Genomic DNA, 25,998 nt, shown 5'->3' on the forward strand with positions numbered 1-25,998 from the left:
TAAAAATAGACTAGTGATCCGGGTAAAACGCCACGCGAGGAAGATGTCATGCACATATTGCTGACCGGCGGTACTGGTTTGATCGGGCGTCAACTCTGTCGGCATTGGTCGGGGCAGGGGCATCACCTGACGGTTTGGAGTAGACGCCCGGAAGCGGTCGCGAAAATCTGCGGGACGCAGGTGCGCGGCATTGCAACGCTGGAAGAGCTTGGCGAAGAACCCGTCGACGCAATCATCAATCTTGCTGGCGCGCCGATTGCCGACCGACTGTGGACCCATCGACGTAAAGCGTTGCTATGGAGCAGCCGCATCACGCTCACGGAAACCTTGTTGGCGTGGCTGGAAAAACGCGCGCAGAAACCGGCGCTGCTGATTTCGGGGTCGGCCATCGGCTGGTACGGCGACGGTGGTGAGCGCGAGTTGAGCGAAGACTCACCGCCAGTAATCGACGATTTCGCCAGTCAGTTGTGCATTGCCTGGGAAGAGACTGCCCAGCGCGCAGAGGCGTTGGGCATTCGCGTGGTGCTGGTGCGAACCGGTCTGGTGCTGTCGGCCGAGGGCGGCTTTTTGTCGCGCCTGTTGCTGCCGTTCAAACTTGGATTGGGCGGGCCTCTGGGCAATGGCCGGCAGTGGATGCCGTGGATTCATATCGACGACCAAATCGCCCTGATTGATTTTCTTCTGCATCGTGATGAGGCCAGTGGTCCTTATAATGCGTGCGCGCCAAAACCTGTGCGCAATCGCGAATTTGCCAAGACGCTGGGCAGTGTTTTACATCGTCCGGCGTTTATGCCAATGCCGACCCTGGCACTGAAGGTCGGTCTGGGCGAGTTGTCATTGCTGTTGCTGGGCGGCCAACGGGCAACGCCGGCACGCTTGCTGGAAGCGGGATTCAGTTTCCAGTTCACGGATTTACGCGCGGCTCTGGATGATCTCTCCAGCCGCCTCTGAAATAGGACGTTGCATGACCGATCACGCCTTGCTTCTGGTCAACCTGGGTTCCCCGGCCTCCACCTCGGTGGCCGATGTACGCCGCTACCTCAACCAATTTCTGATGGATCCGTACGTGATCGACCTGCCGTGGCCGGTGCGGCGTTTGCTGGTGTCGCTGATCCTGATCAAGCGCCCCGAGCAATCCGCCCACGCCTACGCCTCGATCTGGTGGGAGGAGGGTTCGCCGCTGGTGGTGCTCAGCCGTCGCTTGCAAGAGCAGATGAAGGCGCAGTGGAAGCATGGCCCGGTCGACCTGGCCATGCGTTACGGCGAGCCTTCAATTGAAACGTGCCTGACAAGACTGGTCGCGGCAGGGCACAGGCGGATCACGCTGGCGCCGCTTTACCCACAGTTCGCCGACAGTACGACGACCACGGTGATCGAAGAGGCCAGGCGTGTAATCCGTGCGAAGAACCTCGATGTGAAGTTGTCGATCCTGCAACCGTTCTACGATCAGCCGGAATACCTCGACGCGCTGGTCGCCAGCGCCAGGCCGCACTTGCAGCAGGATTACGATCACTTGCTGCTGAGCTTCCATGGCCTGCCGGAACGTCACCTGACCAAGCTCGACCCGACCGGCAATCACTGTTTCAAAAATGAAGACTGCTGCAAGAATGCGTCGCCTGCGGTATTGGCAACCTGTTATCGCGCGCAATGTTTGCGCACGGCTGCCCTGTTCGCTGAGCGTATGGGTTTACCGGAGGGCAAATGGTCTGTCTCTTTTCAGTCGAGATTGGGTCGTGCCAAATGGATCGAGCCGTACACCGAAGCGCGGCTGGATGAGTTGGCGAAAAGCGGTGTGAAGAAGCTTCTGGTGATGTGCCCGGCGTTTGTGGCCGATTGCATCGAGACGCTGGAGGAGATCGGTGATCGCGGCAAGGAGCAGTTCCGCGAAGCGGGAGGCGAGGAGTTGGTGCTGGTGCCGTGCCTGAATGACGACCCGCAATGGGCGAAGGCGTTGGCCACTCTTTGCGAAAGAGCGCCGTTGGCCCTTTAAAGCCAAAAGCTTCGCGAGCAGGCTCGCTCCCACATTTGATCTTCAGTGCGCTGAAGAACCCTTGTGGGAGCGAGCCTGCTCGGGAAAGCTATCTGTCAGGCAATAAACATCTTGAAGCCTTAGATCAGCGGCTCATCCGCCTTCTTGTTCTTCCAGCCATCATTGCCCGGCAGCAGCAGGTTCAGCGCAATCGCCACCACCGCGCACAGCGCGATGCCTTTGAGGCCGAAGTCGTCCGGACCGGTGCCAGTGCCAACCAGCACACCGCCAATCCCGAACACCAACGTGACCGAGACAATCACCAGATTGCGTGCTTCGCCCAGATCGATCTTGTGGCGGATCAGGGTGTTCATGCCCACTGCCGCGATCGAACCAAACAACAAGCACAAAATCCCGCCCATCACGGGTACCGGGATGCTTTGCAGCAGCGCACCGAACTTGCCGACAAACGCCAGGCTGATGGCGAAGATCGCCGCCCAGGTCATGATTTTCGGGTTGTAGTTCTTGGTCAGCATCACGGCGCCAGTCACTTCGGCGTAAGTGGTGTTAGGCGGGCCGCCGAACATCCCGGCTGCGGTGGTGGCGATGCCGTCACCGAGCAGAGTGCGATGCAGGCCCGGCTTCTTCAGATAGTCACGACCGGTCACGCTACCGACTGCAATCACGCCGCCGATGTGTTCAATCGCCGGGGCCAATGCCACTGGAACGATGAACAGAATCGCCTGCCAGTTGAACTCCGGCGCGGTGAAATGCGGGATCGCGAACCACGGTGCTGCGGCAATTTTCGCGGTATCGACCACACCGAAATAGAACGCCATGGCGAACCCGACCAGCACGCCGGAAATGATCGGCACCAGACGGAAAATGCCTTTGCCGAACACTGCCACGATCAACGTGGTCAGCAGCGCTGGCATCGAGATCATCATTGCAGTCTGGTAATGGATCAGCTCGGAACCGTCGCCAGCCTTGCCCATCGCCATGTTCGCGGCAATCGGCGCCATGGCCAGGCCGATGGAGATGATCACCGGACCGATGACCACTGGCGGCAGCAGACGGTCGATGAAACCGGTGCCTTTGATCTTCACGGCGAGGCCAAGAAAGGTGTAGACGAAACCGGCCGCCATTACGCCGCCCATGGTCGCGGCCAGGCCGAACTGGCCCTTGGCGAGAATGATCGGGGTGATGAACGCAAAGCTGGACGCCAGGAACACCGGCACCTGACGGCCAGTGACGATCTGGAACAGAATCGTCCCAAGACCTGCGGTAAACAGTGCCACGTTCGGGTCGAGGCCCGTGATCAGCGGCATCAGCACCAAAGCGCCGAAAGCCACGAACAGCATCTGGGCGCCGGACAGCACCGTGCGCCAGAGCGGATCGTTGAACTCTTGTTGCATGGTCACGCGTCCTTCTGCTTGGTGCCGAAGATCTTGTCACCGGCATCGCCAAGCCCTGGGATGATGTAACCGTGTTCGTTCAAACGTTCGTCAATCGAGGCGGTGTAGATGGTCACGTCCGGGTGAGCCTTTTCTACAGCGGCGATGCCTTCTGGCGCTGCAACCAGCACCATCGCGCGGATTTCCTTGCAGCCAGCCTTTTTCAGCAGGTCGATGGTCGCAACCATCGAGCTGCCGGTGGCGAGCATCGGGTCGATGATCATCGCCAGACGTTCGTCGATTTCCGGAACCAGTTTTTCCAGATAGGTGTGGGCTTGCAGGGTTTCTTCGTTGCGGGCAACACCCACAGCGCTGACCTTGGCACCCGGGATCAGGCTGAGCACGCCTTCGAGCATGCCGATGCCGGCACGCAGGATTGGCACGACAGTGATCTTCTTGCCGGCGATTTTCTCGACCGACACGGTGCCGCACCAACCTTCGATATCGTAGGTTTCCAGCGGCAGGTCTTTAGTAGCTTCGTAGGTCAGCAGCGCACCGACTTCCTGAGCGAGCTCGCGGAAATTCTTGGTGCTGATGTCTGCGCGGCGCATAAGGCCAAGTTTGTGACGGATCAGCGGATGGCGGATCTCTTGGATGGACATGGGGAAAGGCTCCGGCGGCGGGCAAAAAAACCGGCCTAGATTAATCTATCCGAGGGTGATGTCCTATAGGACATAGAGTACGTTAGTCCATAAAGGCTTGATTCAGCCGTGCGAGATGCGTACCTTTGCCCGCTTTTCGCGACTATACCCCCCTTCAACCACCCCCCGGAGAGCGCCATGTCCGCTGATCTCGAGCATATCCGTCAAATCATGCGAGAGGCTGACTGCCTGTACACCGAGTCTGAAGTCGAGGCCGCCATTGCCCGCGTCGGTGCACAAATCAACGAAACACTGGCCGAGAGCAACCCGGTGGTGTTCTGCGTGATGAACGGCGGGCTGATTTTTTCCGGCAAGCTGCTGACTCATCTGCATTTCCCGCTGGAAGCGTCCTACCTGCACGCGACCCGTTATCGCAACGAAACCAGCGGCGGCGATCTGTTCTGGAAGGCCAAGCCAGAAGTCTCGTTTCTTGACCGTGACGTGCTGATCATCGACGACATCCTCGATGAAGGTCACACCCTTGGCGCGATCATCGATTACTGCAAACACGCCGGCGCGCGCAAAGTGCACACCGCCGTGCTGATCGACAAGGATCACGACCGCAAGGCGCGTCCTGACCTGAAAGCAGACTTCGTCGGCCTGCCGTGCATCGACCGTTACATCTTCGGTTACGGCATGGACTACAAAGGCTACTGGCGTAACGCCAACGGGATCTTTGCCGTTAAAGGCATGTAATCCCCCCGCGCTATCCCCTGTGGGAGCGAGCCTGCTCGCGAAAGCGATCTTTCATTCAGCATAAGTGTTGAATGTGAAATTGCCTTCGCGAGCAGGCTCGCTCCCACAGTTGTTTTGTGTGTGCTGATACATCGGTGATACCCATGCTAGAGTGCTTGGCCCCGCCCTCCGGAGCCTGCCATGAGCCTCTTGATTCGCAGCCTTGCCGCCCTGTTGCTCACCCTGAGCCTGCCTTTGTCCGCCGCGCCGATGCACAGCCAGTTCCTTCCGCCGGACGATCTGACTCTGCGCGATGCCGAGCCCGAACATCAGCAACTGATGCAGGTCACTGACTATTCGGTGGTGGTCGGCGCGCAACGCCAGTCCAATCAGCAGCCGATTCCGGTCACCTCGCCACTGATGATCCGTCTTAAAGGCAAATCCCTGAACAAAGGCGCGACAATCACTCAGGTGCTGGTCAGCTTCGATGGCGAAAGCAAAAGCCTGAAAAAACCGCTCTATGACGACAAAAGCAAAACCCTGACGCTGTTTTATCCGCTGGCGCAATACCGTGTGGTGATCGATCTGCTGCGCAACGACACCGTCTATGTGCAATTCCTCAGTTACGCCAACGGCCATATCTGGGCCGATTTGCACACCGGCAGCGTGCGTGCGCGTTGAGCCGAGCGGCAGGGCAGGGGTAAACTGCCCGCCCCGTGTCATGTCTGCGAGCTGGAGTCGGCAATGCGTAAAGATAAGAAACAAGTGATTGGTGACGAGATCGGCGATGAGCAGATCAAGCTGTTCCTCGATTTTGAACCGGTCGACGCCACTTCGCCGTCGTTGCACAAACTGATCAAGGCTTACCGTGGTCTGCGAATCGACGATTTCGAACGGTTTCTGACGTTCTTTGTGGCGGCTGGGTACGACGTCGACGGCAAGGACGAGCAGGGCCAGACGTTTGTTGATCAGATCCGCGATCAACGCAACGCGCCGGAATACATCGAGCTGATCGACAAGGCTCGCGCTTAAGGTCTAAAGACAAGATCAGATCCTGCAGAGGATTAGTGTTGACCCTGTAGGAGCTGCCGAAGGCTGCGATCTTTTGCTGTTTGGCGGTCCCAAAAAAAACGCCCCGCACTCAGTGAGCTGCGGGGCGTTTTTTATGCGGCACGATCAAGCGTAGCTTGGCGTCTCGCTGCTTTCTTCAACCAGTTCCAGGGCGATGTTGTTCTGCGTGTTGATCTTGCGATACAGCGCAGCATCGGTTTCCAGAACCTTTTCACGGGCCGGGAAGATTTCCGCCAGTTTGCCAGCCCACTCGCCGGACGCTTTGCCCGGGAAGCACTTCTCGATCAGTTCCAGCATGATCGAAACGGTCACCGATGCACCTGGCGATGCGCCGAGCAGGGCCGCAAGGGAACCATCCTTGGCCGCGACCAGTTCGGTACCGAATTGCAGGATGCCGCCCTTTTTCGGGTCTTTCTTGATGATCTGTACCCGTTGGCCGGCCACTTCCAGGCGCCAGTCTTCGGCTTTCGCCTCCGGGTAGAAACGGCGCAGGGAATCCAGGCGCTGCTCCATCGACTGCATCACTTCGCTGACCAGGTACTTGGTCAGGTCCATGTTGTTTTTTGCCACCGCCAGCATCGGCCCGATGTTGCCGGCGCGAACCGACAGCGGCAGGTCCATGAACGAACCGTGCTTGAGGAACTTGGTGGTGAAACCGGCGTATGGCCCGAACAGCAGGGATTTCTTGCCATCGACCACGCGGGTGTCCAGGTGCGGCACCGACATCGGTGGCGAACCTACGGCAGCCTGGCTGTAAACCTTGGCCTGGTGCTGTTTGACCACTTGCGGGTTGTCGCAACGCAGCCACTGGCCGCTGATCGGGAAGCCGCCGAAACCTTTGCTTTCTTCAATGCCCGAAGCCTGCAGCAATGGCAGGGCCGCGCCACCGGCGCCGAGGAAGACGAATTTGGCATCGACTTCACGGCTGCTGCCGCTGTTGACGTCCTTGATGCTGACGGTCCAGCCGCTGCCGTTACGCTTGAGGCCGGTGACGCGCTTGCAGTATTTCACCTGGGCGTCGGGAGCGCTGGTCAGGTGCTTGAGCAACTGATTGGTCAGGGCACCGAAGTTGACGTCGGTGCCGTTCATCACGCGGGTCGCGGCGAGCACTTCGTCCGGCGAACGGCCCGGCATCATCAGCGGCATCCACTCGGCCATCTTGGCCTTGTCTTCGGTGTACTCCATGTCGGCGAAGGCGTGGTGCTTGCTCAACACATCGAAGCGTGACTTGAGGAAGGACACGCCACTGTCGCCCTGCACGAAACTGAGGTGCGGCACCGGGCTGATGAAGGATTTGCACGAGCCGAAGGTGCCTTTTTTGGTCAGGTACGACCAGAACTGCTTGGACACTTCGAACTGGGTATTGATGTGCACGGCTTTCTTGATGTCGACGCTGCCGTCGGCCGCTTGCGGCGTGTAATTCAGCTCGCACAGGCCAGCGTGGCCGGTACCGGCGTTGTTCCACGGGTTGGAACTCTCCGCAGCACCGGAGTCCATCAGCTCGACAACTTCCAGTTTGATCGCCGGATCGAGCTCTTTGAGCAGCACTGCAAGGGTGGCACTCATGATGCCGGCCCCAACCAGTACTACGTCGACTGCTTCGTTATGCGCCATTTAACGCGTCTCCAAAATCTGCAGCACCAAATTGTCGGCATGGCTGCCAGGCATTCAGGGACAGGTCAATTATGTCCCGGCTATCCGTGGTCAGGTTCGCCATGTCCGAATCTTCGCAATTTTTCGCAACTTTGACGGATGCGTGCGGCGTGGCTTCCAGAGCTCCATGAACTCATTTCAGCGCCCGGCTGGCAATTCGACTTATGGTCGAGACATCCGTTTTTGTGCAACCAAATCCGTAGCGGACAGGCTTCAGGCTCCGGTATTCGAGGTATACCCGGTCCTGTGTCGTTGGGCTGTTTCAGACGCTAATGGTGCATGTTCAGACGCAAAACTATTCATTTGCTCGCCACACTCTTGTGAAGTTGTGAAAACCCGTTTTTTTCACGCTCTTTTGAAGACGTGAACCTCAAAAAAGGGCTGTCCAAGCCTGGCACCCTGCCCGCAAAGGCAAAACAACGCGGTGGCCGAGCGTCATGACAGCTCTGCAGATTCGCGAAAAGCGGGGGTTTTGCCGGAAGAACAGGCAAGCGCGCCAACTTCACTCGATCTGTGTGGGCGACTCTCTGTGGGCGATTTTGGATGCCAATGCAAGCGCATTGACGGTGTTGCGGGGCCCGATCAGGAGACGTCCTTATAATCGGGGGGAGATTGTATCGAAGAAATGCGCGGAGTTGGTCGAGTTTAATGACTTTTATTAGGCATCCGGTCAGATGCTCAACTGCACCTGCGCCCGTGCGCGCATTTGACGCGGTACGACCCGGGCGCTCGCGGGCAGCGGCTGGTTCAACCAGGTAAGGCGGATTTCTTCTATTTCCACCCAACCGTCACCCATCGGTTGCAGGCTGCACTGCTTGAAGGCCTGACAGTGACCGTTGCGGTCGAGCAGAGCAAAGCTGCGATGCAGCGGGCGTGGCGCGAACAACGAGATCAGATAACGCATGGCCGAGTACCTGGCTGGAGGACTGATTTGAAGGATGCCGACCAGCCATGACGTGTACATGTATGGCGGGTGAAGAATCTGTGACAGGAACCGCTTTCGACGGGGTTTGTCAGACATTTCAGTATTCACTGTGCGGCGCTGGTTACCCGCAGTGGCCCACCGCTATACTGCCGGCCTGTTTGTGCCTGATTCTGGAGAGAAAAGCATGTTGCAACGCCTGTTGTTCGGTTTGATCACTGTGGCCGGTTTGACTCTGGCCGGCTGCGCCCACAGCCCGCAACAACTGAGTCCGGAACCGAAGCTGACCACGCAATTGCCTGCGGTCGGCCGTGGCCAGCCAGTCGTCGTGCGTGTGGTTGACGGTCGTCCGTCGCCAACTCTGGGCACCCGTGGCGGTCTGTATCCTGAGACCAGTGCCATTACCGTGCAGCGCGAGCAGATCCTGCCGAAGTTGCAGGCTCAGGCTGAAGCCGCCGTGCGTTTGCTCGGGTTCACCCCGACCAACAACGCACCCAACGCTCCGCAACTGACGGTGACCCTGGCCGAACTGAAGTATCAGTCGCCCAAAGAAGGCATGTACGTGACTGAGGCGACCATCGGCGCGACCTTCCGCTCTGACGTGCAGAACGCCAATCGTCGCTACAGCGGCCGTTACGGTGCTTCGCTGGACCAGCGCTTCGGCATGGCGCCGAACCAGGAAACCAATACCAAACTGGTCAGCGATGTGTTGAGCGATGCGCTGACGCGTTTGTTCAAGGATCCGACCGTGGGTCAGGTTCTGGCTGAATAAGCGGCTCGCCTGATGTGAAAAAGCCCGGGGCCAGTGATGGTTCCGGGCTTTTTCATGCCTACATCTCTATCTGCATAACCCCCATCCCTGTAGGAGCTGCCGAAGGCTGCGATCTTTTGATCTTGTTTTCAAACAATCAAAATCAAAAGATCGCAGCCTGCGGCAGCTCCTACAGGGGGCGTATCGTTCAGGCAGCCTGCGAATAAAAATCGAGAACGCTGACCCCCGTCAGCAAATCGGTCTCGGGCAAATCCGCATGCTGATGCCCGCCCAGCGCGCAATACACCAGCCAATGGCGGTCCTGAACATTGAAGGCGAGGCTGCCAACGAGACTTTGCTGCTCGTCGTAGGGGGTGATGAGGTACAGACGATCCTGGTTTTCAGCGTGAAGCATGACGCGTTCCATGTGTGTTTCGAGGCGCGCATGGTGGTGCATCCACATTACGAAGCCGTGACACAGGACAGCCATCGGTCGATTGCCGGGTTATTTGTCGTAAAGAAGAGGCGTCGGGGACAGGTTTCGGTAGAATCCTGGCGCGGTCGTCTGTCTGGCGTCTGCCACACTGATTAAGTTTGAGGTCTGTGATGTCGCTGCATTTGATGACGCTGTTTACCAACCATCCCGCCAAATTGATCAATCTGCTGGCGCTGCTGTTGGCGTTCCCCGGCAGTTGGCTGCTGCACGCGACCCGCCGCCGCGAACAACGCGCATCGGCCAGCATCGCCGCGCAGCGCCAGGCTCAGCCGAACGCCGAACCGGTCCTCGATTGGTCGACGTTGCGCATGAACCGCTTTTTCTATCGCTTCGGTTTTGCCTGCCTGGGCTTGGCGCTGGTCATTTCCTGGATCAGCACCCAATTCTGAATTGAATGCAAAACCCCTCGCCACCGTCACGTGGTGTCAGGCAAAAAAACGGCGCCCGAGGGCGCCGTTTTTGCGTCGTATCGAAGCCGCTTACAACGGCAACCCGGCTTTGACCCGATACTGGTTACGCACCGGCGTTGCATATTGCAGCACCAGATACGGACGATGCTCTTCAGGGCAAGCGTCCAGCCGTGACTGCCACTCTTCCTGCGCCTTGGCCAGCTCATCCGCCGGGAACACCTCGGCAGCTTTCGGCACATTCAGTTGCGGATCAGCATCGGCCCACTGCGCATACGCCAGGTAATGCACCGGGAACAACCGGTAGCCGCCGAGAATCTGCTTGTCCATTTCGACCGCCAATTGCTTGGCGTCTTCAAACAGCTCGGTAATGGGCGCGGCAAAGTTCACGTGCACCCGGCCCTTATAGCCGGTGATGCCCTTGGCAATGCTCACGTCATCTTCGCCCGACACTTTGCTGTAGGTGCCGGTGGTGGCGCGGATGTACAGCTCTCGGGCCTTGGCCTGGTCGCACGGATCGTATTCGTAGCTGATCGACACGGGGGTGACGTTCAGCGACTGAATCACTTCGCCGAACGGCTCGTCCTTGCGGCTCATGTGGAACATCTTGAGGATCGCCGACTCGGTGCGGTCGTCGCCATCCTTCGCCCGGCCTTCGGCCTGTGCAATCCAGATCGAGGCGCAATCATTGCGGATCGAGTGGTTGATGTACGCCGACAGCAACTGATACGCGGCCATTTTCTCGCGACGGCCGGTGATCGAGCGATGCACGATGAAACTCTTGTTCAGGCGCATCAGGTCGCTGACAAACGGCTTCTGCAACAGGTTGTCACCAATCGCGATACGCGGCGTCGGCAGGCCGGCGTGGTACACGGCGTAGTTGACGAAGGCCGGGTCCATGACGATGTCACGGTGGTTGGCGATGAACAGATACGCGCTGCCGGACTTGAATTGCTCGACCCCGGTGTAGGTCACGCCGTCGGTGGCGCGCTCGATGGTGTGGTCGACGTACGCCTCGATTTTGTCCTGCAAAGTTGCCACCGATGTCACGTCGGCAAACTCACGACGCAGCCGATGGGCTATAAGTGGTTTGAGCATCCAGCCGAAAGGACCGGCAAAACGCGGGAAGCGGAAGTGGGTGAGGATATCTAGAAACGCCTTGTCGCCGAGCAGTCTTGCCAGTACCACGGGTACTTCGCTGTCGTCGTAAGGTCGGATGGCATCGAATTCGCCCATCATGCTCTCTTGTTGGAAACGGCTAGGGTAAGTAAAGGTTTTGATCGAAAACCAACGGGGCACGGTCTGAAAAAATAGCCAGACAAAAATAGCCCTGCAAATAGACCGGCGATTATACGCACAAGTCACTTGGGAGACCGCGATGCTGGAAGCTGCACTGTATGAATGTCCTTATTGTGGGGAGCAGGTCGAGACGTCAGTGGACTTGTCCGGCGGCGATCAGACTTATATCGAGGACTGCCAGGTGTGTTGTCGTCCGATCACGTTTGTATTGCAGGTTCACGGTGAGGAATGGCATCTGGAAGTGTTCAGCGAAAACGAGTGAGGGGCGCCCATGCAGCGGATCTACGAACCGGAAAACCTGTTGGAAGGCGAAATGCTCAAGGGCATGCTCGCCAGCGAAGGTATCGAGGCGCATCTGGTGGGCCGGGATTTGCTCGGCGGCACGGGCGAGTTGCCGATTTTCGGTTTGCTGGGGCTGTCGGTCGATAACGATCAGGCCCAATACGCCCTCGAACTGATCACCGCGTACAATGCCGCGCTGCCGTTGCCCGGCGACGAACCGGAGAGCTTCCCCGGTACGCTGGTCTGTTAGGCTGACGTTCGTTTTATTTTTGAGTTGTGTTGCCCCATGTGTGGACGTTATGCCCTGTTTCGCTGGAACCGCGACTTCGCGGCTCTGCCAGGTTTTCCTGCCGATCAACTGGCGCAGTGGAACATTTCCCCCAACGATTCGGTGTTGATGCTGCGTGCCGGTGAAGACGGCGAGCGCATGCTGGCCCGCGCCCGCTGGGGGCTGACGCCGCCGTGGCTGACGGACTTGTCGCGCACGCCGGCGCATGCCCGCGCCGAAACCGTGGCCGAGCAACCGATGTTTCGCGAGGCGCTGCGTTTGCGTCGCTGCCTGCTGCCGGCCAACGGCTTTTATGAATGGCGCGGCACCCAGCGCAAGCGCCCGTACTGGCTGACGCCGGGCGAGGGGGCTTCGCTGTTTTTTGCGGCGATCTGGGAAGCGTACCCGGTGCAGGAGCAGGTTTGGTTGAGCACCGCGGTGATCACTCAATCAGCGGCCAGTCAGCGTCGGCCGTTGATTCTGGATGAGGCGGGGCAGGCTGCGTGGCTTGATCCCGCGACGCCGTTGCATGCCTTGCAAGCATTGCTCGCCAGTGAACCGGCCGCGTTGCGCGAGCGGGTGTTGGCGAACATGGTCAATGATCCGAAACTCAATGGGCCGGAGTGTCTGACCCCGGGTTAGGCCGCGTAGATCAAGAGCCCCTCACCCTAGCCCTCTCCCGGAGGGAGAGGGGATCCACCGAGGTGTTTTGCGTTATACATCGACCTGAAAAAACCAGGCGATTATGGATTCAAAGCAGAGCGTTCAAGTCATCTTATTTCTGAAGCATTCCCCAATCAGTCCCCTCTCCCTCTGGGAGAGGGTTAGGGTGAGGGGCTTTTGCTCTGACGGGATATGTCTGAAAGTCGCTGCAACACGTCCGTTGTATCTGGCGCCAATACAATTACCCACCTACGATACGCGACAGGTTTTCAGGGAGCTTTTGAATGAACAAGACATTGGTTGTAAGTGCACTGAGCGCAGCGCTGTTGCTGGCCGGTTGTCAGTCGGTCAACACCACCAGCGGCGGCGCCGTGGGTGTGGAGCGCAAGCAATACATGTTCAGCATGCTGTCCTCGCAAGAGGTCGATCAGATGTATGCCCAGTCCTATCAGAAGACCGTGGGCGAGGCGTCGTCCAAGGGTGTGCTGGACAAGACCAGCAGCGACGCCAAGCGGGTTCAGGCGATTTCCAGCCGTCTGATCGCCCAGGCGCCGAACTTCCGTCCGGATTCGGCGCAGTGGAAGTGGGAGGTCAATCTGATCAAGAGCGACGAGCTCAACGCCAACTGCGGCCCCGGCGGCAAGATCATTTTCTACACCGGGCTGATCGACAAACTGAAACTCACCGACGATGAAATCGCCGCAATCATCGGCCATGAAATCGCCCACGCTCTGCGCGAGCATGGTCGTGAAGCGATGTCCAAGGCCTATGGCATTGAAATGGCCAAACAGGGCGCGGGCGCACTGCTCGGTCTTGGCCAGGACAGCCTGGCGCTGGCCGATACCGTGGCCAACTACGGCATGACCCTGCCTAACAGCCGCGCCAACGAAAACGAAGCCGACCTGATCGGCCTGGAGCTGGCTGCTCGTGCCGGCTTCAACCCGAATGCCGCGATCACCCTGTGGAACAAGATGAGCAAGGCATCGGAAGGCTCGCCGCCAGAGTTCATGAGCACACACCCGGCGTCGACCAGCCGGATCGCTTCGTTGCAGGCGGCGATTCCGAAGGTGATGCCGCTGTACGAAAAAGCTCCGAAGTCCTGATCATCTTTCAGCGAGGCTGATGATCCCTTCGCGAGCAGGCTCGCTCCCACAGGTTCGGTATTGCTCACACAATCTGTGAGCGCCGTAAATCCCCGTGGGAGCGAGCCTGCTCGCGAAGAACGGTGACGCGGTCTATCGACTTGTGCCGTTAAACCCAGCCACTGCTCTGCATCGCCTTGTACACCGCAACGAGCGCCAGAATCAGGAATGCCGAGGCCGCCAGGCGTCGGATCAAGGTCAGTGGCAGTTTGTCCGCGGCAAAATTACCCGCCAGTACAACCGGCACGTTGGCAATCAGCATGCCCAATGTGGTGCCGATGATCACCAGCCACAACTCCGGATATTGCGCGGCGAGCATCACCGTCGCAACCTGGGTTTTGTCGCCCATTTCAGCAAGGAAGAACGCGATAAGCGTGGTCAGGAACGGCCCGAACTTGCGCGCGGTGCTGGCTTCATCGTCATCCATTTTGTCCGGGACCAGCGTCCACAGTGCAGTGGCTGCGAAGCTTGCGGCGAGAATCCAGTGCAACACGGAGTCGGAGAAGAAGCTGCCAAACCAGGCACCTACCGCACCGGCTGCTGCGTGGTTGGCCAGGGTTGCAGCGACGATGCCGGCAATGATCGGCCAGGGTTTGCGAAAGCGTGCGGCCAGAATCAGCGCGAGCAGTTGCGTCTTGTCGCCGATTTCGGCCAAGGCAACGATTGCGGTGGGAACGAGTAACGAGTCCAGCATCAGGATTTTCCTAAGGGGCGGGTCGACACGGCTATGACACGTACAGCCTTCCCGCCCCGGGTAAGGTGTGCGTGTCATAGGTCTTGTCAAACCCTGCAATCCGTCTGATGCGGACGCTTGGGTCGCATACGCCATGATCTGAGGATCAAGTATGTTGACGTATGCCGGACGAGCTTGGTGCTCGTGGGAGACTACTCCCCTAGGACGGAGCGGATTCTGCCTTCGCAAATCCGATAGAGCAAGAACAAATTTTCAGCCGCGCTTGGCCCGGTAAATCCGGAAACCGTTACCCTCAGCCTTGATCGCACAGATCCCGAGGTGCTCTTCAATCAGTGGTTGATACTTCAGGAAACTATTCGCAACCAAGCGTAGTTCGCCACCGTTTTTCAGATGTTTGGCCGCTTTTCGCAGCAAGTTCTCGGTGGCGAAATAATCGGTATGGACGCCGACATGGAACGGTGGATTGCTCAGAATCGCGCTCAGACCCATCGGAGCAGCGTCGATACCGTCACCGGTCAGCACTTCAGCCTCCAGCCCGTTGGCTGCAAGGGTCAGACGGCTGCTGGCGGCGGCAAAAGCGTCGACGTCCAGCAACGTGACCTGATTGTGCGGGTAGCGACGTTTTACCGCAGCCCCCAACACTCCAGCACCACAGCCGAAATCCAGCAGGTGGCCGCTCGGCAGTTTGTCCAGATGCTCCAGCAACAGCGCGCTGCCGCGATCCAGTCGACCATGGCTGAACACGCCCGGCAGGCTGATGACTTTTAGCGGACCTTCGGCCAGCGGCAATTCATAGGTTTGTGCCAGGCTTTCCAGCGACTTCACTTCAGGGGCATTGGCTACCGTGACTTGCCAGAGCTGGCAGTGCCGCGCGCTGTCGAGCTTGCGCGGCTTGCCGAACGGGTTGAGTTGCTTGGAAGCGCCTTCGATGCCGCTGCGTTTCTCCCCGACCAGAAAGACATCGCGCCCGGCCAGGCGCGCGGCCACGGCGTTGAGGATGTAGTCGGTCAAGTCCTTGGACTTGGGCAGGAACACCACGGCGCTGTCGAACTCGCGCTCGGGGATGTTCACGCCGAAATGGCTGCGGCCTTCGAAGCGCGCCTCCAGGGCGTTTTGATCACCGGCATGCCAGCACCAGCCAAACGCGTTGGGCAGGCGACCGAGCAAATCGTCGGCAGGCAAACCGGCCAACAACAGCGAACCCTGGAATAACTCGGGCTGACGAAGCAGTACTTCACTGCGCGGATCCATATCTGCTCCTCAAAAAAAAGTGCCGCAGTTTATCAACTGACGACCCGCAGCGCCTTACCGCTGAAGAACGCTTCGGCGTTTTCGGTCAATTGACCGACGATGCGCTGCCGCGCCTCACGGCTGCCCCAGGCGTTGTGCGGCGTGACGATGAGACGCGGAATGTCGGCGGCCAGCAGCGGATTGCCCTGAGTGGGCGGCTCGACACTCAGCACATCAGTGGCGGCGCCGCCTAGATGACCGGCGCGCAAGGCATCGGCCAGCGCCTGCTCATCGATCAGTCCGCCGCGGGCAGTGTTAATCACGAACGCGCCGGGTCTCATCGAGGCCAGTTCGCGAGCGCCGATGAAGTGGCGAGTGTGTTCGTTGAGCGGGCAGTGCAACGTCAGGGCGTCGATCTGCGGGAGCAATTCATCCAGCGGCAAACGATCCGCTCGGGCAGGGCGTCCTGGAATCTGTCCGAGCAATACGCGCATGCCAAAGGCTTCGGCCAGTCGCGCAACGGCGCCACCGAGTTCGCCATGACCGAGCAAGCCGAGGGTTTTGCCTTGCAGTTCGACAATCGGGTAGTCGAGCAGGCAGAACTGTTTCGCCTGCTGCCAGCGACCGTCACCGACGGCTTTTTGATAATCGGCCAGGCGGGTGGCGAGGTTGAGCAACAGCATGATGGTGTGCTGCGCCACCGATGGCGTGCCGTAACCCTGGCAGTTGCACACCGTGATGCCGTGGGCGCGAGCGGCCACCAGATCGACGTTGTTGGTGCCAGTGGCGGTGATCAGGATCAGTTTCAGGTCAGGGTTGGCGGCCATGGCGGCGGCGTCGATCAGGATCTTGTTGCTGATCGCCACGGTGGCACCTTGCAGGCGTTCGGCAACCTGTTCAGGCAAGGTCTGAGCGAACAATTGCAAGTCGCTGAAGCAGGCGCGCAACGGGCTGAGGTCGAGATCGCCAAGATCCAGTGAAGGATGATCAAGGAATACGGCGCGGCGCGGGTTCGTCATCAACTGTACCTTTTGTGCTGTGAACGGAAGGCGTAATCTGCCGAGCCTACCAGATGAAACAATTGGTTACTCGGTGGCTGCGGTGCTCCAGAATCCTGTGGGAGCGAGCACCTGCGCCTTGGGTCCGATTTGACTGATCAACTCCAGAGGAGCCCCCATGTACTGGACCGAGTTCTTGACCGTTGCACTGATCCACCTGCTGGCCGTTGCCAGCCCCGGCCCGGACTTTGCCGTGGTGGTGCGCGAGAGCGTCACCCACGGAAGACGCGCCGGTACCTGGACGGCGCTGGGTGTGGGCACGGCGATTTTCCTGCATGTGGGCTATTCGCTGCTGGGCATCGGTTTGATCGTGTCGCAGTCGATTGTGCTGTTCAACGCGCTGAAATGGGCGGCTGCGGCGTACCTGCTGTACATCGGCTTCAAGGCGTTGCGTGCGCAACCGGCAAAAGCCGTCAGCGATGATCTGCACAAGGAAGCGGGCGAGCGCACCGCCCGTGGTGCGTTCACTTCGGGTTTCGTGACCAACGGCCTGAATCCGAAAGCCACACTGTTCTTCCTGTCGTTGTTCACTGTAGTGATCAACCCGCACACGCCCCTGGCGATGCAGGCCGGTTACGGCGTTTACCTCGCCGTTGCGACCGCTTTCTGGTTCTGCCTGGTGGCCATGCTGTTCAGCCAGCAACGCGTACGCGCCGGTTTCGCCCGCATGGGCCACTGGTTCGACCGCACGATGGGCGCTGTGCTGATCGCCCTCGGTGTGAAAATCGCGTTCACCGAAATGCATTGATCCGGCGAGAGCCTTGGGCAGCTCATACAAAGGGCTCGTTCATGACTTTCCCCTTCCATCCTGCAAATGCTGGCGCAAAGCTAGCATTTGTACGGCTCTGCAAATCATTCCTTTGGCTGATTTGGCTGGCGTATAAGGGTTTTAGAGTACAAATCTCTACGCCAACACCGAGCCGTCAGAAAAGGGATTCTTATGTTGCAGACTCGCGTCATTCCCCCAGCCGATGGGGCCTACCAGTATCCATTGCTGATCAAACGGCTGCTGATGTCCGGTGCCCGTTACGAGAAAACCCGCGAGATCATCTACCGTGACCAGTTTCGCTACAGCTACCCGACCCTGATCGAGCGCGTGGCGCGGCTGGCCAACGTGTTGACGGCTGCCGGCGTCAAGGCCGGTGACACCGTGGCGGTGATGGACTGGGACAGTCACCGTTACCTGGAATGCATGTTTGCCGTTCCGATGATCGGCGCGGTGATCCACACCATCAACGTGCGCCTGTCGCCGGAGCAGATCCTCTACACCATGAACCACGCCGAGGACCGCTTTGTGCTGGTCAACAGCGAGTTCGTCGGGCTGTACCAGGCGATTGCGCCGCAACTGACCACGGTCGAGAAAACCCTGCTGCTGACCGATCTGCCGGAAAAAACCGCCGAGCTGCCGAATCTGGTGGGCGAGTACGAGCAACTGCTGGCCGCCGCCAGCCCGCAGTACAACTTTGAGGACTTCGACGAAAACTCGGTCGCCACCACGTTCTATACAACCGGCACCACCGGTAACCCGAAAGGCGTGTACTTCACCCATCGGCAACTGGTGCTGCACACCATGGGCGTGTCGACGATCATGGGCTCCATCGACAGCGTGCGCCTGCTCGGCACCAACGACGTCTATATGCCAATCACGCCGATGTTCCATGTTCACGCGTGGGGCCTGCCTTATGTGGCGACCATGCTCGGACTCAAACAGGTTTATCCGGGGCGCTACGATCCGGAGTTTCTGGTGGAGCTGTGGCGCAAGGAGAAGGTCACGTTCTCTCATTGCGTGCCGACCATTCTGCAAATGCTGCTCAACGCCAAAGGTGCGCAGGACACCGATTTCGGCGGCTGGAAAATCGTCATCGGCGGCAGCGCACTCAACCGTACCCTGTACGAAACCGCCAAGGCTCGCGGCATTCAACTCACCGCCGCCTATGGCATGTCCGAGACCGGGCCATTGGTATCGTGCGCACACCTCAACGACGAGCTGATGGCCGGCACCGAGGACGAACGCACCACTTATCGAATCAAGGCCGGTGTGCCGGGCCCGCTGGTGGAAGCCGCGATTGTCGATGCCGAAGGCAACTTCCTCCCGGCCGATGGCGAAACCCAGGGCGAGCTGGTGCTGCGTGCGCCGTGGCTGACCGAAGGTTATTTCAACGAACCGCAAAAAGGCGCCGAACTGTGGGCCGGCGGCTGGCTGCACACCGGCGACGTCGCGACGCTCGACAGCATGGGCGTGATCGACATCCGTGACCGGATCAAGGACGTGATCAAGACCGGTGGCGAATGGATTTCCTCGCTGGACCTCGAAGACCTGATCAGCCGTCACGTTGCGGTACGCGAAGTAGCAGTGGTGGGCATCGCCGATCCGCAGTGGGGCGAGCGCCCGTTTGCCCTGCTGGTGATCCGTGAAGGGCATGAAATCGGGGCACGGGAGCTCAAGGAGCACCTCAAGCCATTTGTGGAACTGGGGCATCTGAGCAAGTGGGCGATTCCGAGCCAGATCGCTCTTGTTACGGAAATTCCCAAGACCAGCGTCGGCAAGCTCGACAAGAAGCGCATCCGCCTCGACATCACTGAATGGCAGGCCAATAACAGCACCTTCCTCTCGACCCTTTGAGTACCTGCTGGCGCGCCGAAAACGGCGCGCCAGACCCGCCAAGCAAGCGCTTGCCTTGTGAAATCGAAAATTTCAGCCATCCTTGCCATGCCGACACGTGTCGGCCTGGCGAAAGGACTGTTCCAGAGTGGTCGGCAGCTGCAAATCACACTTTAGAGGGATCAAGCTCTACAACCTGCTGGCTATAGTCCACTTAAGGATTTTTAAGAACGTGGCACACGCACAAGATGGGGCGATGCATCTTTGGAGTGACGTCGGAGAGCCTTTGGCATCCGGTCCTTCAGACGTTTTTAAAAGTACTCACTGCCATAACAATAATGCACATGGAGTAGCGTCGATGACCTCAGTAAACCAGTTCTGGCGCCGGGCGAAACTGCCTCTGGCGGTCAGTCTTGCTTCTTCGCTCGCCGGGCCTGCATTCGGCGTCAGTTTCAACGTTGGTGAAATCGAAGGTCAGTTCGATTCATCCCTGTCGATCGGCGCAAGTTGGTCTACCCAGAGCCCGAACAAGAACCTCATCGGCGTCAACAATGGTGGTCAAGGTCTGTCGCAGACTTCTGACGATGGCCACGCCAACTTCAAGAGCGGCGAAACCTTTTCGAAGATCTTCAAGGGCATCCATGACCTTGAATTGAAATACGGCGACACCGGCGTGTTCGTCCGTGGCAAATACTGGTACGACTTCGAACTCAAGGACGAAAGCCGTCAGTTCAAGGACATCAGCGACAGCAATCGCAAGGAAGGCGCCAAGTCTTCCGGCGGGCAGATCCTCGACGCCTTCGTCTACCACAACTACGCCATCGCCGATCAGCCGGGCTCGGTTCGTCTGGGCAAGCAGGTAGTGAGCTGGGGTGAAAGTACCTTCATCGGTGGCGGCATCAACTCGATCAACCCGATCGACGTGTCTGCATTCCGCCGCCCAGGTGCCGAGATCAAGGAAGGCCTGATCCCGGTCAACATGTTCTACGTGTCTCAGAGCCTGACCGACAACCTGTCGGCCGAAGCCTTTTACCAGCTCGAATGGGACCAGACCGTCGTCGACAACTGCGGCACCTTCTTCTCGCAGCCTGACATCATTGCCGACGGCTGTGAAAACAACCTGCGCGTGCTGAACAAGCGCTCGACCATTCCAGCGATCGCCCTGGGGCCATTGGCTGCCAACGGCGTCGACGTCAACAATGAAGGCGTGCTGGTGCGTCGTGGCCCGGATCGTGATGCTCGCGACAGCGGCCAGTGGGGCGCGTCTCTGAAATACATGTTCGAACCGCTCGATACCGAGTTCGGCGCGTACTTCATGAACTACCACAGCCGTGCGCCGATCTTCAGCGCAACCGGCGCACCGCAATCGGTCTACAACACTGCCGCCGGTCTGCCTGGGCCGTTCGCTGCTCTTGCACCGCTGCTGGTGGCGGGCAACTCGAACTACTTCGTCGAATACCCGGAAGACATCCGCCTCTACGGCCTGAGCTTCTCCACCACCCTGCCTACCGGTACGGCGTGGAGCGGTGAAATCAGCTACCGGCCGAATGCTCCGGTGCAACTGAACTCCACCGACATCCTCTTCGCCGGTGTACGCCCGCTGGGCGGCGCACTGACCAACGCTTCGCTGCTCACTGGCGTTCCTGGCCAGGACCTGCATGGCTATGAGCGCAAGGAAGTCACTCAACTGCAGACGACCTTCACGCACTTCTTCGATCAGGTCATGGGCGCCAGCCGTATGACACTCGTGGGTGAAATCGGCGCGACCTACGTCGGCGGGCTGGAAAGCCGTTCCGACAAGCGTTATGGCCGGGATCCGGTTTTTGGTCCGGGTGAGTTGCCGGCCACTGGCGGTATCAATACCTGCGCCAACATTCTCAACGCCAGCACCATCAATGGTGCAGGGCCGGGTTCGCCGCAGAACAACCGTAGCCGCAATTGCGACAACGATGGCTTCACCACATCGATGTCGTGGGGCTATCGCGGTCGGGCCATCTGGGATTACAACGACGTCTTCGCCGGTGTGAACCTCAAGCCGAACGTAGCCTGGTCCCATGACGTCAGCGGCTACTCGCCTGGCCCTGGCGGTAACTTCGAGGAAGGTCGCAAAGCGGTCAGTCTGGGCGTCGATGCCGAGTACCAGAACACCTACACCGCGAGCCTGGCCTACACCAACTTCTTCGACGGCAAGTACACCACCGTGGATGACCGCGACTTCGTTGCGCTCAGCTTCGGCGTGAACTTCTAAGCACTGCATTTCAGGACGAACGAATTTATGAAAATAACAAAAAGTCTGTTCCACGCCGGTGTTCTGGGTCTGTCGCTGCTGGCGACCGGCGTCATGGCCGCAGTGCCTGCTGGCGAAGCGGACAAGCTGGGCAAGAGCCTGACCCCGATGGGCGCAGAAATGGCGGGTAACGCCGATGGCTCGATCCCGGCCTGGAAGCCGTTGCCGAAGAATGCCGGTACGGTCGATGCGCGTGGTTTCCTGTCCAACCCTTACGCCAGTGAGCAACCGTTGTTCACCATCACCGCCAAGGATGTCGACAAGTACAAGGACAAACTTGCGCCGGGCCAGTACGCGATGTTCAAGCGCTACCCGGAAACCTTCAAGATGCCGGTTTATCCATCGCATCGCGGCGCTACCGTGCCGGATGAGGTGTTCGCCTCCATCAAGAAAAACGCCACTACCACCACGCTGGTTTCGGGCGGCAACGGTCTGGAAAACTTCGAAACGGCTGTGCCGTTCCCGATTCCGAAAACCGGTGTCGAAGTCATCTGGAACCACATCACCCGCTATCGTGGCGGCAGCGTAACGCGTCTGGTGACCCAGGCCACGCCGCAACCGAACGGCTCGTACAGCCTGGTGTATTTCCAGGATCAGTTCGTGTTCCGCGACAAGATGAAAGACTACGATCCGGCGAACCCAGGCAACATCCTGTTCTACTTCAAGCAGAAAGTGACCGCACCGGCACGTCTGGCCGGTGGTGTGCTGCTGGTGCACGAAACCCTCGACCAGGTTAAAGAGCCACGTTCGGCGTGGGTCTACAACGCCGGTCAGCGCCGTGTGCGCCGCGCACCGCAAGTGTCCTATGACGGCCCGGGTACTGCGGCGGACGGTCTGCGTACCTCCGACAACCTGGACATGTTCAACGGCGCGCCGGATCGCTACGACTGGAAGCTTGAAGGCAAGAAAGAGATGTACATCGCTTCCGACAGCTACAAGCTCGACGATCCGAAACTGAAATACGCCGACATCATCAAGGCCGGCCACATCAACCAGGATCTGGCGCGTTACGAGTTGCGCCGCGTCTGGCACGTGATTGCGACCCTGAAGGAAGGTCAGCGCCACATCTACGCCAAGCGTGACTTCTACATAGACGAGGACACCTGGCAAGCAGCGGTCATCGACCATTACGACGGTCGTGGTCAGCTGTGGCGTGTGGCCGAGGCGCATGCCGAGAACTACTACGACAAACAAGTGCCGTGGTATGCCCTGGAAACCCTTTACGACCTGCAGTCCGGCCGCTACCTGGCGTTGGGCATGAAGAACGAAGAGAAGAGTGCGTATGACTTCGGCTTCACCGCGACCACCAGCGACTTCACCCCGGCCGCTCTGCGTCAGGAAGGTGTTCGTTAAACCGCTGTAAACCCGAGGCCGCATCCTCGTGAAAACGCCCCGACTGGTTCGGGGCGTTTTTTTTATGATCATTTTTGTACCGCTTTGTGTAGGAGCTGCCGCAGGCTGCGATCTTTTGATCCTGCTTTGGATTCAGAAACATCCACGTCAAAAGATCGCAGCCATCGGCAGCTCCTACAGGATTGGGCGTGCAGGTCGTTGTAGCCTTTTTGTAGCCATTTGTAGCAACTACCTTCATAACCGGTTCGTTTAAGGCTAGTCTGCGGACATCTGCAACGCCGCCAACAGCAATTCGAACAAGAGCCGGCCATGACTGATCTGTCCCCACTTCCGGGTCCCGCAAGCGTTGCCGTCGCGGCACTTGACGGGCGTTTTTTTCGCCCGCCGCTGCCTGACGGACACGTATTGCGACCACGCCTTTGCGAGCGCCTGCAAGCAGGACTCGGTGGACGGCTGTTGCTGGTCAGTGCCCCCGCAGGCTTCGGCAAGAGTTCGCTGGCCGTGGAGTTTTGCCAAAGCCTGCCGGCGCATTGGCAAAGTCTCTGGCTGGGCTTGAGCCCACGGGACAGCGACCCCGGTCGCTTTCTCGAGCGCTTGCTCGAAGGCCTGCAGGACTATTTCCCCCAACTGGGCAGCCGCGCGCTCGGCCTGCTGAAGATGCGTCAACGCCACCAGCCGTTTGCCTTTGAAGAATGGCTCGACGGCCTGCTCGACGAGCTGGCGCAGCACCTTGATCCGGCGATACCCTTGTTACTGGTGCTCGACGATTATCATCTCGCTCAGGGCCCGGTGCTCGACCGTTGCCTGCAGTTTTTCCTCAATCACTTGCCCGAGGGTTTGCTGGTGATGGTCACCAGTCGGCAGCGCCCTGACTGGCACCTGGCGCGCTTGCGACTGTCGCGGCAATTGCTGGAACTGCATGAGCAGGATTTACGCCTGACCCACGACGAAGCCCTGACATTGCTTGATCGCCACAGCACTTCATTGCGCGGCGAAGCGTTGGAAAACCTCATCCAGCGCAGCGAAGGCTGGGTCGCCGGGCTGCGGTTCTGGCTGCTGGCAGCATCCGAAGCCGGCAGTGAAGCGGCGTTGCCGCAAGCGCTGAACGGCGGGGAAGGGCTGATCCGCGACTATCTGCTCGAAGAAGTCATCGATTGCCTGCCCATCGAAGTGCAATCATTTCTCTACGACACCGCACCGCAGGAACGCTTTTGCAGCGAACTGTGCGATGCCGTGCGCGAAGCCCATGACAGTGCCGAGATCCTGCGTTTCCTGCAGGCGCATCAAGTATTTCTGGTGCCGCTGGATGAACACGGGCACTGGTATCGCTATCACCATTTGTTTTCCGACCTGTTGCGCAGTCGCCCGGTTGCTCAGGCCATGGTGCCCACCGCAACGCTGCATTTGCGCGCCTGTCGCTGGTTCAACGCTCAGGGTTTACTCGATGAGGCCGTGGAGCAGGCGTTGCGTGCCGGCCACCTCGACGTCGCGGCGAATCTGGTGCAGAACCTGTCGGAGGAGCAACTGCTGGCCGAGCAGAATGTCGGCATGCTGTTGCGCTGGAAGATGGACTTGCCCGACAGCCTGTTGATCAGCACGCCGCGCTTGATCGTTTTGTACAGCTGGGCCTTGGGATTGGCCTGTCAGCTCGATGCGGCCGAAGAATTGTCCAGCCATCTGAGCCGCTTCCTGCCGGCGCCATCGGCCACGGCGCAAAAGTCGATGCTGGCGCAATGGCTGGCGTTGAGCGGGATCATCGCGCGCGGACGCGGTCATCGCGAGTTGACGCTCAAGTACTGCAGCGAAGCGCTCGAAAGTCTGCCGGCCAAGCGCTACGGCCAGCGGTTGATGTGCTTGTCGACGTTATCCAACCTGGCGATTGCCGACGGTGATCTGTGGCGCGCGCGGGGATTGAATCGTGAGTCTCTTGAGTTGGCGCAACGCGTCGGTAATCCGTTATTCGAAGCATTGGCGCACTACGATCGCGCCCGCGTTTTGCAGGCTCGCGGTGAAATTCTGCGTTCGCTCGATGAAGTTCATCAGGGCCTGGAACGGTTGCGCGGACTGTCCCCGCAGCGCCTGTATGCCGTGCGCGCGCGACTGACGCTATACGAAGGTTTTCTGTTGGCGATGCGTTTGCAGCCGCAGCTCGCACGCGTGCGGTTATTGGCCGGGCTCAGTGAAGCGCGAGCCTGTCGTGACATCAGCGTGTTGATCGGTCACTGCGTGATCGCGCGTCTGGATGGCGCCAGCGGTGAGTTCGCCAAAGCCTTCGCCGAACTCGCCGAGGCCGAGCGGCTGATGCACATCTGGGATGTGCCGCCGATCTACTATCTGGCGATGATCACCCTGGTCAAATGTGAACTGTGGCTGGCGCAGGGTCGCACCGATCTGGCCGAAGCCTGGCTCGCGCGGTTGGGCCAGACTTATACGGGCGAACGTGCGGCGGCGCCGCCGGAATTTCATCCACAATTGCCGTTGCATGTCGAACTGCAACAGGCACTGCTCGATGTGATTCAAGGGCAACCGATGCTCGCCGAAGGGCGCTTGAACGTATTGCACGAAAACGGCCAGCAAACCGGGCGTCAGTTGCTCAGCGTGATGGCGTTGACGCAGAAGGTGGCGTTGCTGTTGGCGAGCGGGCGCGAGGCGGAGGCGCGCAAAGCGCTGAATCAGTCGCTGGAGGCAGCGGCCGGGGGCGTGCTGCAACCTTTCGAGGTTTTGGTCAAAGGACACGTGGACTGGTTGCGCGGACAATTGCTGACGTCGCCAACGCTGGCAGGACAGCAATTGCTGCAACACTTTCCGCCAGCCGTGCCCCGTCCGGCCGTGGAATCTAATACGACCGAACAGCTCAGCAGTCGCGAACTGGCGGTATTGCGGTTGATTGCTCAGGGCTGCTCGAATCAGGAAATCAGCGAGCAATTGTTCATCTCGCTGCATACCGTGAAGACTCATGCCAGCCATATCAACAGCAAGCTTGGGGTTGAGCGGCGTACGCAGGCAGTGGCGCGGGCGAAGGAGTTGGGGGTGTTGCAGTGACCGCCGTCTGACGCCTCTGGAGCAAGGAGAAACTTGAAC

25 protein-coding genes and 1 riboswitch are annotated in these 25,998 nt (G+C 59.3%); of the genes, 16 read left to right on the forward strand and 9 right to left on the reverse strand.

Annotated elements, in window-relative coordinates; translation table 11 throughout:
- Window positions 1-48: 48 nt before the first annotated feature.
- Window positions 49-951: a TIGR01777 family oxidoreductase gene (locus IEQ42_RS21250; protein ID WP_210705071.1), complete on the forward strand. Its 903-nt coding sequence runs from the start codon at window positions 49-51 to the stop codon at window positions 949-951.
- A 13-nt stretch (window positions 952-964) separates the two neighbouring features.
- Window positions 965-1,990 carry a ferrochelatase gene (gene hemH / locus IEQ42_RS21255; RefSeq protein WP_210705072.1) on the forward strand — a complete coding sequence of 342 codons (1,026 nt, stop codon included), beginning with the start codon at window positions 965-967 and terminating at the stop codon, window positions 1,988-1,990.
- Window positions 1,991-2,109: 119 nt separating this feature from the next.
- On the opposite strand, the gene IEQ42_RS21260 is transcribed toward hemH, so the two are convergent.
- Window positions 2,110-3,384, reverse strand: a complete 1,275-nt coding sequence (locus IEQ42_RS21260) for a uracil-xanthine permease family protein (protein ID WP_210705073.1) — start codon at window positions 3,382-3,384, stop codon at window positions 2,110-2,112.
- Between the two features lie 2 nt (window positions 3,385-3,386).
- On the reverse strand, window positions 3,387-4,025 hold the full coding sequence (upp, locus tag IEQ42_RS21265) for a uracil phosphoribosyltransferase (protein WP_042561031.1): 639 nt from the start codon (window positions 4,023-4,025) through the stop codon (window positions 3,387-3,389).
- Between the two features lie 177 nt (window positions 4,026-4,202).
- Here upp and IEQ42_RS21270 point away from each other — a divergent pair, with 177 nt between their 5' ends.
- The 3 genes from IEQ42_RS21270 (at window position 4,203) to IEQ42_RS21280 (ending at window position 5,771) form a co-directional block, all read left to right on the forward strand.
- Window positions 4,203-4,760: a hypoxanthine-guanine phosphoribosyltransferase gene (locus IEQ42_RS21270; protein ID WP_042561030.1), complete on the forward strand. Its 558-nt coding sequence runs from the start codon at window positions 4,203-4,205 to the stop codon at window positions 4,758-4,760.
- A gap of 180 nt (window positions 4,761-4,940) precedes the next feature.
- Window positions 4,941-5,420 carry a hypothetical protein gene (locus tag IEQ42_RS21275; protein ID WP_047303133.1) on the forward strand — a complete coding sequence of 160 codons (480 nt, stop codon included), beginning with the start codon at window positions 4,941-4,943 and terminating at the stop codon, window positions 5,418-5,420.
- A 63-nt stretch (window positions 5,421-5,483) separates the two neighbouring features.
- Window positions 5,484-5,771, forward strand: a complete 288-nt coding sequence (locus IEQ42_RS21280) for a PA4642 family protein (protein WP_210705074.1) — start codon at window positions 5,484-5,486, stop codon at window positions 5,769-5,771.
- Window positions 5,772-5,915: 144 nt separating this feature from the next.
- Here IEQ42_RS21280 and mqo read toward each other — a convergent pair whose 3' ends face one another.
- Together mqo and IEQ42_RS21290 are read right to left on the reverse strand one after the other, a co-directional pair.
- Complete coding sequence (mqo, locus tag IEQ42_RS21285; RefSeq protein WP_042561027.1) at window positions 5,916-7,424, reverse strand: malate dehydrogenase (quinone); 1,509 nt, start codon at window positions 7,422-7,424, stop codon at window positions 5,916-5,918.
- 709 nt (window positions 7,425-8,133) lie between these two features.
- The gene (locus tag IEQ42_RS21290; protein WP_042561026.1) at window positions 8,134-8,367 is read right to left on the reverse strand and encodes a hypothetical protein; all 234 of its coding nucleotides are present in this window, start codon (window positions 8,365-8,367) and stop codon (window positions 8,134-8,136) included.
- Between the two features lie 205 nt (window positions 8,368-8,572).
- Between IEQ42_RS21290 and IEQ42_RS21295 the strand changes: the two genes are divergently transcribed.
- A complete protein-coding gene (locus tag IEQ42_RS21295; protein WP_007912832.1) occupies window positions 8,573-9,157 on the forward strand; it encodes a YajG family lipoprotein in 585 nt (194 codons plus the stop codon).
- Between the two features lie 187 nt (window positions 9,158-9,344).
- Here the strand turns inward: IEQ42_RS21295 and IEQ42_RS21300 are convergent, their stop codons facing one another.
- Window positions 9,345-9,551 (reverse strand): hypothetical protein, encoded by a 207-nt coding sequence (locus IEQ42_RS21300; protein WP_008083982.1) that lies wholly within the window; start codon window positions 9,549-9,551, stop codon window positions 9,345-9,347.
- Between the two features lie 191 nt (window positions 9,552-9,742).
- Between IEQ42_RS21300 and IEQ42_RS21305 the strand changes: the two genes are divergently transcribed.
- Window positions 9,743-10,021, forward strand: a complete 279-nt coding sequence (locus IEQ42_RS21305; RefSeq protein WP_210705076.1) for a hypothetical protein — start codon at window positions 9,743-9,745, stop codon at window positions 10,019-10,021.
- Between the two features lie 90 nt (window positions 10,022-10,111).
- On the opposite strand, the gene IEQ42_RS21310 is transcribed toward IEQ42_RS21305, so the two are convergent.
- Window positions 10,112-11,275 carry a 1-acyl-sn-glycerol-3-phosphate acyltransferase gene (locus IEQ42_RS21310; protein WP_210705077.1) on the reverse strand — a complete coding sequence of 388 codons (1,164 nt, stop codon included), beginning with the start codon at window positions 11,273-11,275 and terminating at the stop codon, window positions 10,112-10,114.
- A 142-nt stretch (window positions 11,276-11,417) separates the two neighbouring features.
- On the opposite strand from IEQ42_RS21310, the gene IEQ42_RS21315 reads away from it, so the two are divergent.
- The 4 genes from IEQ42_RS21315 (at window position 11,418) to IEQ42_RS21330 (ending at window position 13,654) form a co-directional block, all read left to right on the forward strand.
- Window positions 11,418-11,600 (forward strand): CPXCG motif-containing cysteine-rich protein, encoded by a 183-nt coding sequence (locus IEQ42_RS21315; RefSeq protein WP_042561023.1) that lies wholly within the window; start codon window positions 11,418-11,420, stop codon window positions 11,598-11,600.
- A 9-nt stretch (window positions 11,601-11,609) separates the two neighbouring features.
- The gene (locus tag IEQ42_RS21320; RefSeq protein WP_210705078.1) at window positions 11,610-11,870 is read left to right on the forward strand and encodes a putative signal transducing protein; all 261 of its coding nucleotides are present in this window, start codon (window positions 11,610-11,612) and stop codon (window positions 11,868-11,870) included.
- Between the two features lie 36 nt (window positions 11,871-11,906).
- Window positions 11,907-12,530 (forward strand): SOS response-associated peptidase, encoded by a 624-nt coding sequence (locus tag IEQ42_RS21325; protein ID WP_210705079.1) that lies wholly within the window; start codon window positions 11,907-11,909, stop codon window positions 12,528-12,530.
- Window positions 12,531-12,835: 305 nt separating this feature from the next.
- Window positions 12,836-13,654, forward strand: a complete 819-nt coding sequence (locus IEQ42_RS21330) for a M48 family metallopeptidase (protein ID WP_210705080.1) — start codon at window positions 12,836-12,838, stop codon at window positions 13,652-13,654.
- A 148-nt stretch (window positions 13,655-13,802) separates the two neighbouring features.
- Here IEQ42_RS21330 and IEQ42_RS21335 read toward each other — a convergent pair whose 3' ends face one another.
- From IEQ42_RS21335 to IEQ42_RS21345, 3 genes are all read right to left on the reverse strand, one after another.
- Entirely contained in the window at window positions 13,803-14,387 is a 585-nt protein-coding gene (locus IEQ42_RS21335) for a TMEM165/GDT1 family protein (RefSeq protein ID WP_042561019.1), read from the reverse strand.
- Between the two features lie 88 nt (window positions 14,388-14,475).
- A riboswitch (yybP-ykoY riboswitch) is annotated at window positions 14,476-14,600 on the reverse strand.
- Window positions 14,601-14,639: 39 nt separating this feature from the next.
- Window positions 14,640-15,638 (reverse strand): class I SAM-dependent methyltransferase, encoded by a 999-nt coding sequence (locus IEQ42_RS21340; protein WP_210705081.1) that lies wholly within the window; start codon window positions 15,636-15,638, stop codon window positions 14,640-14,642.
- A 32-nt stretch (window positions 15,639-15,670) separates the two neighbouring features.
- Entirely contained in the window at window positions 15,671-16,636 is a 966-nt protein-coding gene (locus IEQ42_RS21345) for a 2-hydroxyacid dehydrogenase (protein WP_210705082.1), read from the reverse strand.
- 157 nt (window positions 16,637-16,793) lie between these two features.
- Here IEQ42_RS21345 and IEQ42_RS21350 point away from each other — a divergent pair, with 157 nt between their 5' ends.
- From IEQ42_RS21350 to IEQ42_RS21370, 5 genes are all read left to right on the forward strand, one after another.
- Window positions 16,794-17,423, forward strand: a complete 630-nt coding sequence (locus tag IEQ42_RS21350) for a LysE family translocator (protein WP_042561016.1) — start codon at window positions 16,794-16,796, stop codon at window positions 17,421-17,423.
- Window positions 17,424-17,615: 192 nt separating this feature from the next.
- A complete protein-coding gene (locus IEQ42_RS21355; protein ID WP_210705083.1) occupies window positions 17,616-19,298 on the forward strand; it encodes a fatty acid--CoA ligase in 1,683 nt (560 codons plus the stop codon).
- A gap of 337 nt (window positions 19,299-19,635) precedes the next feature.
- Entirely contained in the window at window positions 19,636-21,525 is a 1,890-nt protein-coding gene (locus IEQ42_RS21360; protein ID WP_210705085.1) for a DUF1302 domain-containing protein, read from the forward strand.
- A gap of 27 nt (window positions 21,526-21,552) precedes the next feature.
- A complete protein-coding gene (locus IEQ42_RS21365) occupies window positions 21,553-22,917 on the forward strand; it encodes a DUF1329 domain-containing protein (RefSeq protein ID WP_210705087.1) in 1,365 nt (454 codons plus the stop codon).
- Between the two features lie 309 nt (window positions 22,918-23,226).
- Window positions 23,227-25,959 (forward strand): winged helix-turn-helix domain-containing protein, encoded by a 2,733-nt coding sequence (locus IEQ42_RS21370; RefSeq protein WP_210705089.1) that lies wholly within the window; start codon window positions 23,227-23,229, stop codon window positions 25,957-25,959.
- Window positions 25,960-25,998 lie beyond the last annotated feature (39 nt).

It is taken from the genome of Pseudomonas iridis (genome assembly GCF_017980685.1).
GTDB lineage: Bacteria > Pseudomonadota > Gammaproteobacteria > Pseudomonadales > Pseudomonadaceae > Aquipseudomonas > Aquipseudomonas iridis.